This window comes from Vicinamibacteria bacterium, from assembly GCA_035570235.1.
Lineage (GTDB): Bacteria > Acidobacteriota > Vicinamibacteria > Fen-336 > Fen-336 > DATMML01.
The window spans coordinates 22,249-32,812 of the sequence record DATMML010000127.1 but is presented as its reverse complement, the minus strand read 5'-3'; the positions used below and the strand labels follow the sequence as shown (position 1 = coordinate 32,812).

Annotated in this window: 11 protein-coding genes; all 11 read left to right on the top strand. The window is 66.3% G+C overall.

The annotated features are described in order from the left end of the window. Positions 1-767 (top strand): thiolase family protein (locus tag VN461_22645; GenBank protein HXB57579.1); only part of this gene is annotated, 767 nt, incomplete at its 5' end. 21 nt (positions 768-788) lie between these two features. Then, positions 789-1,613: an enoyl-CoA hydratase/isomerase family protein gene (locus VN461_22640; GenBank protein HXB57578.1), complete on the top strand. Its 825-nt coding sequence runs from the start codon at positions 789-791 to the stop codon at positions 1,611-1,613. Continuing rightward, positions 1,613-1,918: a hypothetical protein gene (locus VN461_22635; protein ID HXB57577.1), complete on the top strand. Its 306-nt coding sequence runs from the start codon at positions 1,613-1,615 to the stop codon at positions 1,916-1,918. Before VN461_22640 ends, VN461_22635 begins: the two co-directional genes overlap by 1 nt. Continuing rightward, positions 1,915-3,132, top strand: coding sequence for an acyl-CoA dehydrogenase family protein (locus VN461_22630; GenBank protein ID HXB57576.1), 1,218 nt, complete (start codon positions 1,915-1,917; stop codon positions 3,130-3,132). The genes VN461_22635 and VN461_22630 overlap by 4 nt, the downstream gene beginning before the upstream one ends. A gap of 33 nt (positions 3,133-3,165) precedes the next feature. Further along, positions 3,166-4,134, top strand: coding sequence for a class II fructose-bisphosphatase (gene glpX, locus VN461_22625; GenBank protein ID HXB57575.1), 969 nt, complete (start codon positions 3,166-3,168; stop codon positions 4,132-4,134). Positions 4,135-4,559: 425 nt separating this feature from the next. Then, positions 4,560-5,627, top strand: coding sequence for a type IV pilus assembly protein PilM (gene pilM, locus VN461_22620; protein ID HXB57574.1), 1,068 nt, complete (start codon positions 4,560-4,562; stop codon positions 5,625-5,627). Next, entirely contained in the window at positions 5,624-6,259 is a 636-nt protein-coding gene (locus tag VN461_22615) for a PilN domain-containing protein (GenBank protein ID HXB57573.1), read from the top strand. The genes pilM and VN461_22615 overlap by 4 nt, the downstream gene beginning before the upstream one ends. A gap of 19 nt (positions 6,260-6,278) precedes the next feature. Further along, on the top strand, positions 6,279-6,884 hold the full coding sequence (gene pilO, locus VN461_22610; GenBank protein HXB57572.1) for a type 4a pilus biogenesis protein PilO: 606 nt from the start codon (positions 6,279-6,281) through the stop codon (positions 6,882-6,884). An 8-nt stretch (positions 6,885-6,892) separates the two neighbouring features. Beyond that, positions 6,893-7,420 carry a hypothetical protein gene (locus VN461_22605; GenBank protein HXB57571.1) on the top strand — a complete coding sequence of 176 codons (528 nt, stop codon included), beginning with the start codon at positions 6,893-6,895 and terminating at the stop codon, positions 7,418-7,420. Further along, positions 7,417-9,828 carry a type IV pilus secretin PilQ gene (gene pilQ / locus VN461_22600; protein HXB57570.1) on the top strand — a complete coding sequence of 804 codons (2,412 nt, stop codon included), beginning with the start codon at positions 7,417-7,419 and terminating at the stop codon, positions 9,826-9,828. Before VN461_22605 ends, pilQ begins: the two co-directional genes overlap by 4 nt. Before the next feature lie 101 nt (positions 9,829-9,929). After that, on the top strand, positions 9,930-10,550 hold the full coding sequence (locus tag VN461_22595; protein ID HXB57569.1) for a hypothetical protein: 621 nt from the start codon (positions 9,930-9,932) through the stop codon (positions 10,548-10,550). The last annotated feature ends 14 nt before the right edge of the window (positions 10,551-10,564 follow it).

Sequence of the window (10,564 nt, the reverse complement as noted above, 5' to 3'; positions counted from 1 at the left end):
TGGTGGACGCGATGTACCAGGACGGGTTTCTCTGCCCGCTCGCCGAGCAGCTGATGGGGGAGACCGCCGAGCGACTGGCCGCCGACTACCGGATCTCCCGCGAGGAGCAGGACGCCTTCGCCCTGCGCAGCCAGGAGCGGGTCGGGCGCGCCCTGCGCACGGGCCGCTTCGAAGCCGAGATCGTTCCCGTGGCGGTCCCGGGCCGGAAGGGAGAAGAAGAGGTTCGGCAGGACGAGCACCCGCGCCCGGAGACCACGCGGGAGTCGCTGGCCAACCTGGCCCCCGTCTTCACGGACAACGGGGGTACGGTGACCGCGGGCAACTCCTCCGGGATCACGGACGGAGCGGCGGCCATGGTCCTTCTCTCGCGCGAGCGCGCGGTCGCTCTGGGTGTGAGTCCCATGGCCCGGATCCTGGGGGTCGCCTCGGCGGGCGTGGAGCCGCGGCGGATGGGCATCGGGGTGGTGCCGGCGGTCCGTCGCCTCCTCGAGCGCCTCGCGACGGGTCTCGACGGGTTCGACCTCGTCGAGGTCAACGAGGCCTTCGCGGCCCAGGTGTTGGCCTGCGACCGCGAGCTCAAGATTGACTCCGAGCGCCTCAACGTGAACGGAGGCGCCATCGCCCTCGGACATCCCATCGGGGCCACCGGCGCCCGCATCACGGTGACGCTCCTCCACGAGATGGCCCGCCGGCGGGCCCACCGGGGCCTGGCCACCCTCTGCGTCAGCGGGGGCATGGGCCTGGCCGCGGCCTTCGAATCTCCGTGACCGGGTAGAAAGGGGACCTGAGTGGTCGACGATCTGGAAGATCCCCACGATTCCGACATCTACGCCCCCCCGCGGGACACGAGCTACAAGTTCATCCAGCTCGCCACCGTGCAGGGGATCTCCCGCATCACCCTCAACCGGCCCCCCGCCAATGTCCTCTCCATCGACATGATGCTGGACCTCAACACCGCGTTCGAGTCGTTGGAGTACCAGCGGGACGTGAAGCTGGTCGTGCTCGTGGGCGCGGGGAAGTACTTCTCGGCCGGTTTTGAGCTCGCGGATCACCTGGGAGACCGCGCCTACATGATGCTCGAGGCCTTCGGGCGGATCTTCGAGAACCTGGGCAAGCTCGACAAGCCCACGCTCGCCGTCGTGGGCGGCCCCGCCCTGGGCGCGGGCAGCCTCCTCGCCGTGGGCTGCGACATGGTTCTGGCGGCCCAGAGCGCCAAGTTCGGCCATCCCGAGATCAAGGGCGGAGTGTTCAACACCGTGGCCGCTGCCCTCCTTCCCCGGCTGGTGGGCCGGAAGAAGGCGCTGGAGATGATCATGGGGGGCGCTAGCCTGACCGCGGGGGACGCGGAGCGTCTGGGCCTGGTGTCCCGGGTCTGCCCGGACGACAAGCTGGAGGCGGAGGCGGGCGCCCTCATCCAGCGCTTCCAGGAGTCGAGCGCCCCCGTCGTGCAGCTGACCCGCCGGGCCATCGTGGGGGGGCTGGACCTCTCCTTCACGGAGGCCTTGCGCCACGCCGAGGACGTGTACTTGAACCAGCTCATGGGGACGGCGGACGCCGAAGAGGGCCTGCGGGCCATCATGGAGAAGCGCCGGCCTGCCTGGAAGGACCGCTGATGGCGGAGGCGGGAGCCGGTGGGTCGCACGGGGGTTGGGACACGGTGGCGGAATCCGGACAGCTCTACGAGGCGGAGCTGATGGCCCTGCGGCTGCGGGAGGCGGGCCTGGAGGCCCGGGTCCTGGACCAGAGCTACCGCCAGGAGCCGCTGCCGAGCGTCCGCTCCTTTGCCTTGGTGCGGGTGCTGGTCCCGGTGGAGGACGCAGCCGCTGCCCGCCGGGTCCTTGCCGAGGGCGTGGGCCTCCCCGAGGACGCGGAGGAGCTGCCGGAGGCCCCGGACCGAATCGAGGAGCCGCGTTCATGATCGATTTCGAGCTGTCGGAGGAGCACAGGGCGGTTGAAAAGACGGTCCGGGACTGGGCGGGCAAGGAGGTGGCCCCCCGGATCCACGACCTCGACCGCGAACACCGCTTCGAGAGGAGGTTCCTCAAGGACATGGCCGACCTCCAGCTCCTGGGGATCTGCATCCCCGAGGAGTACGGGGGAGCGGGGATGGACTACATCAGCCTCGGCCTCGTTTCGGAGGAGCTCGAGTACGTGGACACCCACCTGCGCGTGATCATATCCGTGCACGTGGGCCTCAACTCGATGAGCCTCTGGTGCTGGGGTACGGAAGAGCAGAAGCGGAAGTATCTCCTCCCCCAGGCCCAGGGGGAGAAGATCGCCAGCTATGGCCTCACCGAGCCCAACGCCGGCTCGGACGCGGTCGGGATCCAAACCACCGCGGTCCGTCGGGGCGACCGCTACGTCTTGAACGGCGAGAAGACCTGGATCAGCCTGGCCGACGTGGCCGACCACTTCCTGGTCATCGCCTGGACCGACCAGGACAAGAAGAAGAAACGCGACCACAGCGGCCTGAGCGCGTTCATCGTGGAGCGTGGGTTCAAGGGCTTCACCTCCTACAGCATGAAGGAGAAATGGGGGATCTTGGCCGGCAACACCGGGGGCTTCCACCTGGCGGAGGTGGAGGTGCCCGCCGAGAACCTGCTGGGCCGGGAGGGCGAGGGCTTCCGGGTGGCCATGTTCGCCCTCGAGAGCGGCCGCTACACGGTAGCCGCCGGAGCCACGGGGCTGATCCGGGCCTGCCTCGACGCCTCCGTGAAGTATGCCCGGGAGCGGAAGACCTTCGGGGTACCGATCGGCGAGCACCAACTCGTGAAGGAGATGATCGCGGAGATGGTCTCGGACTACGACGCCGCCCGGCTCCTCTGGCTGCGCGCGGGCTGGCTCAAGAACCAAGGCAAGCGCAACACCAGGGAGACCTCGCTCGCCAAGTGGTTCGCCACCGTGAAGAGCGAGCGGGCGGCCTCCGACTGCGTCCAGATCCACGGTGGCAACGGCTTTTCGGACGAGTACCCGGCCGGGCGCTTCTTCCGAAACAGCAAAGCCGCGGTGATCTACGAGGGCACCCGCGAGATCCATAAGATCATGCAAGCGGACTACGCCCTCGGCTACCGGCAGGATCGGCCGCGGCGCGTCGAGCTACCCGCCTTCTCGTTAGCGGCCCCCACCAAGTAGGACCACCCGACCGCAAAGCCAAGGAGCCCATCTATGATTCGTGACGATCTGCCCCTGGAGTTCGTGAGGGTCGTGGAGCGTGCGGCTATCGCCGCGGCCCACACCATGGGCCAGGGCGACCGCAAGTACGCCGACCAGGTGGCCGTGGAGGCCATGCGCAAGGAGATGGAGAGCGTCGACATCGAGGGCACGATCGTGATCGGCGAGGGGGAGCGCGACGAGGCCCCCATGCTGTTCATCGGCGAGAAGGTGGGGAAGGCCGGAGGGACCCCGGTGGACATTGCCGTGGACCCCCTGGAGGGCACCAACCTCTGCGCGACCGGGGCCCCCAACGCCATCGCCGTCCTCGCCGCCTCCGAGAAGGGGGGCCTCCTGAACGCCCCTGACATCTACATGGAGAAGCTGGTGGTGGGGCCGTCCTCGAAGGGAAAGGTGGACATCAACGCACCCGTCGAGGACAACCTGAAGGCGATTGCCCGGTGCCTGGACCGGGCGGTCAACGACTTGGTCATCATCGTCCTGGATCGGCCCCGGCACGAGAAGCTGATCTCGGAGATTCGCAGGGCGGGAGCCCGCATAAGGCTCATCGGCGACGGTGACCTTTCGGCGGGCATCACGGCCGCCCTTCTGGGTACCGGCGTGCACGCGGTGATGGGCACGGGGGGGGCGCCGGAGGGCGTGCTCACGGCCGCGGCCATGCGCTGCCTGAACGGCGAAATCCAGGGCAAGCTCGTCTTGACCAAGCCCGCAGACGCGGAGCGGCTCAAGAAGATGGGGATCTTCGACCTCCAGCGGGTCTACGGCACCGAGGATCTGGCCCCCGGCCGGACGGTGGTCTTCGCCGCTGCGGGCGTGACCGACGGCTCCCTCTTGCGGGGCGTCCGTTTCTTCGGCGAAGGCATCCGCACCCACTGCCTGGTCATGACGACCGTGCCCCACCAGGTGCGGTTCATCGACACCATCCACGCCAAGGACGATCCCAACATCAAGATCCGTTTCTAGGGGAACAGGCTTCTCCGAGGTCGGCCAAATCGCATCCCCAGGCCACGAAAAGTGAGAGCCGGCGGGGCTTTCGCGGCCCTTGCCCGCTGTGATGGTTGGCACTTCCCAACACAACCATCTCGTGTAAAAGGACTTTCGTTCCTCACGGCCGCGTCGTAGGCCGCGAGGGGCGAAAGCGGGCTGCGACCTGCCACTCGGGGGCCACTTCCCGCGGAGTCCAGTCCCCTTGATGAGTTACTGGCGGAACCCTCACTTTTCCCTTGACATTGGAGGTGCCCTTTGCTAGCTTCAGGTAGCACTTTAACTATTTTTCCTAAGTGTGGGCCTAGCTTCGGTTCTAATTCGTTAGCGCCGTTCCAGGAACCGGGCGTGCCGGTGAGGGGCGGAGTCGGGACCAGCCGCAGCGAGAAGAGAGAGAGGCGCCCGTGGCTCTGTTCGGGAAAAGGAAGGGACTTGTTGGCGTCGACATTGGGTCCTCCGCAGTGAAGGCGGTTGAACTGAAACCCGGCGGGAAAGGGGGCGATGAGTACCAGCTCATCAACATCGGCACCGAAGCCCTGCCCCCCGAGGCCATCGTGGACGGCGCCATCATGGACTCGGGAGCGGTCATCGACGCCATTCAGCGCCTTTTCACTTCCCAGAAGATCAAGACCAACGAAGTGGCTACGAGTGTTTCCGGCAACGCGGTGATCGTCAAGAAGATCAGCCTGCCCCAGATGAGCACGGAGGAGCTGGCGGAGTCGATCCACTGGGAGGCGGAGCAGTACATCCCCTTCGACATCCAGGATGTGTCCCTCGACTACGAGGTCATCGACGGGGGAGGGTCGGGGGGTAACATGGACGTGCTCCTGGTCGCGGTCAAGAAGGACAAGATCAGCGACTACACCTCGGCCATCTCCCAGGCCGGGCGGTCTCCTCTGGTCGTCGACGTGGACGTCTTCGCCCTCCAGAACTGCTACGAAATCAACTACGGTATCGACCCCGGCCGGGTGGTCGCCCTGCTCAACATCGGGGCTTCCATCATGAACATCAACATCGTCAAAGGGGCCACCTCCATCTTCAACCGTGACATCGCGGTCGGAGGCAACCAGTACACGGACGCCATCCAGAAAGAGCTCAACCTCTCCTTCGATCAGGCGGAGGCCCTGAAGAAGGGCGCCCGGGTCGAGGGAGCCGCTCCCGAGAACCTTCACCCCATCATCCAGGCGGTTTCGGAGAACATTGCCCTCGAGATCCAGAAGACCTTCGATTTCTTCCGGGCCACGAGCTCGGAGGATCGAATCGACCGGATCTTCCTCTCCGGGGGAACGGCCAAGATCCAGGGGCTCAGGGACTTGCTCGCGGAGCGTTTCGAGGCTGGGGTCGAGATTTTGAACCCGTTCAACAGCGTGACCTACAACCCCCGGGACTTCGACCCCGAGTTCATCAATGAGATGGGTCCTTCGGCCGCCATCGCCGTGGGTCTGGCCGCGCGAAAGGTGGGGGACCGATGATCCGCGTCAACCTCCTCGCCCCGGATCGACCGACCAAGCAGAAGAAGGCGACTGCGCCCTCCACTCCGGGCGCTCTCCAGGCCTATCTCCTCCTCACTCTTTTTGCGGGGGGCATGGCCTTCGCCTGCGCGGCGGCCTGGTGGTACCAGACCTCCGTGCTCCAGGACCTGGACACCAAGATCGCGGCCGACGAAAAGCGCCAGCGGGAGCTCCAGGCCATCAAGGTCCAGGTGGATGCTTTCCAGGCCAAGAAGACGCTGCTCGAAAACAAGGTGAATCTGATCGAGCGGTTGAAGGCGGAGCAGAAGGGCCCCGTCCACCTGCTGGACGAGATCTCCAAGTCCCTGCCCGACTTCGTGTGGCTCACGAACCTGGACGAGAACGCCGGTCGGGTGACGCTGATTGGCGAGAGCAACGGCTTGACCTCGGTGGCGGATTTCATCAGTGCCCTCCAGAGAAGCGGCTGGTTTCCCTCCATGGACCTGGTCTCCAGCGACGAGAACAACAACATCATCAAGTTCAACCTGCAGGGCCAGTTCCTGGATCCCGAGCTAGCGGCCAAGCAGAGAGCGGCGGCCGCGGCCGCGGCGGCCGCGCCCCCGCCCCCCGCTGCAGCGGGCAAGAAACCCTAAGGCAGGAGGGAGAAACGCGATGGCGGACAACAGCCTCACTAGGCTCCCACTCGCCGGGCAACTGGGGGTTTCTCTGCTCCTGGCCGCCCTCATGGGCGGGGCGTTCTATTACTTCTGGTACTCCGACAAGCTCGACGAGGAGAAGGCCAAGCGAGCGCGGCTGGAACAGCTCCAGAAGGACATCCGGGCCCTCGAGGTGACGGCCAACAAGCTCCAGGAGTTCCAGCGCGAGGTCCAACTGCTTGAGGCCAAGCTGGAGACCCTGAAGCGCATCCTCCCACCGGAGAGGGAGACCCCGGACTTGATGCGGCGGGTCCAGTACCTGGCCGCCCAGTCGAACCTCGTCATCCGGAGGTTCACGCCCGCCACGCCCGTGACCAAGGACTTCTATCAGGAGGTTCCCATCAACGTGGACGTGGAAGGCACCTACCACATGCTCGGGCAGTTCTTCGACCGCGTGAGCCGCCTCTCTCGGCTGGTCAACATGGGTAGCATCAAGATCCACAACCAGCCGAACCAGACGGCCTCCAACACCATCGGCGCCTCCGCGGTCGCGACGACGTTTGTCTACGTGGAGACGCCACCCGCGCCCCCGCCCGGGGCGCCGCGGCCGGCCGGCCGATGAGGAACCCCATGATGAGGCTCCCCCTTCTGCTCGCGGCCGCCCTCCTGGTGGCCGTGTCCAGCTCGGCCCAGGCCCCCCCCTCCCCGGCACCCAAGGCGGAAGGGGGGCCGGACGTCATCAAAGGCATCCTCGAGCAGGAATTGGAGCCTCCCCCCGGAGGTTTCACTTACAACCCCCAGGGGCGCCGGGACCCGTTCGTGAGCCTCCAGAAGCCGGTGGCGGCCGACCGCGGGCCCAAGACGCGCAAGCCGGGCATGGAGGGCTTCCTGATCCAGGAGGTCGCCCTGAAAGGCATCGTCAAGACCGCGGGGGGCGGTGCCGGGGTGGCGTCGAGGTCCGGGTACATCGCGATCTTTCTAGGCACGGATGGCAAGTCCTATTTCGTCACCGTGGGCCAGCGGATGTTCGACGGCGTAATCACCGCGGTGGATGCCAGTTCCGTGAGCTTCCGCCAGGAGGTCACCGACCCCCTGTCACCGGTGAAGACGCGAGATCTGAAGAAGAGCCTGTATGGGTCCGAGGAGGCGAGGCAATGAAAGCGAAGCTCGCTGGGTCAGCCCTTTTTGCGGCCGTCATCCTGACCGCGCGGGCTCAGCCCACGCTGGCCCAGGAGCACACCCCGACGGCCATTTCCGACATTCGCCAGGAAAGCAACGACCATTCCACACGGTTAATCATCGTGTGCACGGGTCCTCTGGCTTACACCTACTACAGTCCCGACCCTCTGACCCTCGTGGTGGATGTCCCGGAGGTGGACGCCTCAAAGATCCCCTCCCGCATCAGCGTGGGAACGCGGGAAGTGGAGTCGCTGCGGGTCACGAGCCTGGCCCGCGCGGACGGGCGAAACCTTGCCCGGCTGGAGGTGCGTCTGGCCAGCCTCGTGCCCTACCAGATCTTCTCGCGAGGCAAGGACCTGAACCTCGTCTTTGAGCGCCCGACGGCCACCGCCTCCGCGCGGCCGCCCGAAAGCGCCCCCGTGGCTCCCTCCGCAGCCGCGCCCGCACCCGCCCCCGTCGTCGAGGTGGCCAAGGACGAGCCGCCGGCCCCGAGCGCGGACAAGGTACCGGCACCACGCCCAGAGAAGGCCGCAGCCGCCGAGAAGGCGGTGCCCAAGAACGCCCCGCATGCCACCCAGATCCTCGGGGTCGCGCAGGCGGAGGACGCTGGCCAGCTCGTTTTCACGGTCCGCGCCAACGGGCGTCTGCAGTATCAGGACTTCTTCCTCGGCAACCCCGACCGGCTGGTGGTGGACTTTCCGGATGTGACCGCCCGGGCCTCGGTGCGGGCCTTGGAAGTAAACCAGAAGCCGGTGCGCAAGGTCCGCCTGGCCCAATTCAGCGCGGCCTCCCCGAAGGTCGCCCGACTGGTCCTGGACCTCTCCGCCCGGGCCCCCTACCGGATCGTTGAAGGCGCCGACGGGCTAAAGATCCTGTTCGGGGAAGGTGGACAAGAGCCGACGCCCGCCCCGCTGGCGGCGCTGCGGACGGCTCCCGAGCCGGCGGCGGCGGCCCCCGTGCCCGTGCCCGTAGTGGCGGCCGCGCCCGCGGCTCTCAGCCCCGCCCCCGCGGCTTTGACCATGCCCGCCCTCCCCGAGCCCCAGATTCCGCCCAAGGAGTCGTTCGAGGGGCAGACCCTCGGACAGACGGGCAAGACCTTCACCGGCCCCCCCATAAGCCTCGACTTCAAGGACGGCGACCTCCAGGACATCTTCCGGCTCTTCGCCGACATCAGCGGGCTGAACGTGGTCGTGAACCCCGGGGTCAGCGGGAAGGTCACCCTCAAGCTCACGGAGGTGCCCTGGGACCAGGCCCTGGACCTGATCCTCAAGACCAATGGGCTCGGCTACACCCTGGAGGAGAACGTCATTCGCATCGCCAAGCTCACCGACCTCCAGAAGGAAGAGCAAGACCGGCGCAAGCTCCAGGAGGAGAAGGCTCTGGCTGGAGACCTCATCGATTTCACCAAGAGGATCTCCTACGCGAAGGCCGGCGAGATGTCGGACGTGATCAAGAAGGCGGGAGCCCTCTCAGCCCGCGGTCAGATCAACGTCGACACCCGTACCAACACCATCATCATTCGGGACCTCCCGAACTACGTGGAGAAGTCCAAGGACCTGATCGCGGAGCTCGATCGAGCCACGCCCCAGGTCGAGATCGAAGCCCGGATCGTGGTCACGACCCGAAACTTCACGCGTGACCTCGGCATCCAGTGGGGATTCAACCAAGAGTATTCCCCCCGCCTCGGCAACACGACCGGTGTGGCCTTCCCCAACTCGATCATCCTCAACGGCGGCTCCGTGCCGGGCTCCGGCCTGCCCGCGGACCAGAGCGGCCAGGCATCCAAAGCGGGCATCGGTACCGCCGGCCGCGGGTACGCCGTCAACCTGCCCGCATCCCAGTTCAACTCCGCGATCGGCATCTCCCTGGGCAACGTCCTGGGCAGTTTCAACCTGGATCTGGCTCTGACCGCCCTCGAGCGGCAAGGCCGGGGTCGCCTCCTGTCCACGCCCAAGGTCACGACCCAGAACAATCAGGCGGCCGAGATCAAGCAGGGCGTCCAGATCCCCATCCAGACCGTGGCCAACAACACGGTCACCGTGGTCTTCAAGGACGCGGTGCTCACCCTGAAAGTGACCCCCCAGATCACCGACGCCGGCACCGTGATCCTCAACCTCGAGGTGGAGAACAACGCCGCCGACTTCAGCAACCTGGTGAACGGGATTCCGCCCATCAACACGCAGTCCGCCAAGACCATCGTCCTCGTGAAAGACGGGTCCACCGCGGTCGTGGGTGGCATCTACCAGAGCAACGAGCAGACGAACCAACAGAGGACGCCGTTCCTGAGCAAGATCCCGCTCTTGGGCTACCTCTTCCGGAACCGCTTCGTAACGTCCACCAACAACGAGTTGCTCCTCTTCATCACGCCTCGGATCACGAAGGGGTAATGGCCATGAACGTCATGTTGCCCGCCACGAACCCAGCCCCGCGCGAGGGGTCCGATCGCCCGCCGTGCTCCCGGCCCCTGCGCGAGCTCCGGAGGAGTCAAATGAAGCTGCTGCCCGCCCTTTCCCTGGTCACGCTGGGGGGTCTGGCCATGACCTCCTGCAACCTCAACCCCAACTACGCCAACAATGGCAACTCGCCGATTCTGTTCAACATCACGAGCATTAACGGCGGCGGCCAGCTCGACTCGGATGTCGTCTCGGGGGAGCTTGCAACGCCGCCGCTGTCCTTCATCTGTCCGGATCTCGTCGGTGTCCGCGTGGAGAACCACCTCAAGAACCCGAACCTCACCAACCTCGACTTCCGGGGCGACGTCGTCGTCACTCGGTACGAAGTCCAGTACTTCCGCTCCGATGGCCGCGGAGTGCAGGGCGTGGACGTGCCCTACGCGATCAGCGGGAACGTCACGGTGCAGGTGCTCTCCGGGGGGAATGCAGTCATCCCTATCGAAGTGGTCCGGCGGCAGGCCAAACTGGAGCCCCCCCTCATCCAGCTCGCGGCGGGGAACAGTGGGGCCCCGGTCCTGACCGTTTTTGCCCAGATCACCCTCCATGCCGAGACGACGATTGGTCAAACGATGACGGCCACCGGGCGGTTGCAGATCGATTTCTCCGATTTCGGGGACAAGCTGACCGCCTGCGCGCCGGGCGCGATAACCGGCTAGGGGAGAGAGGCTGC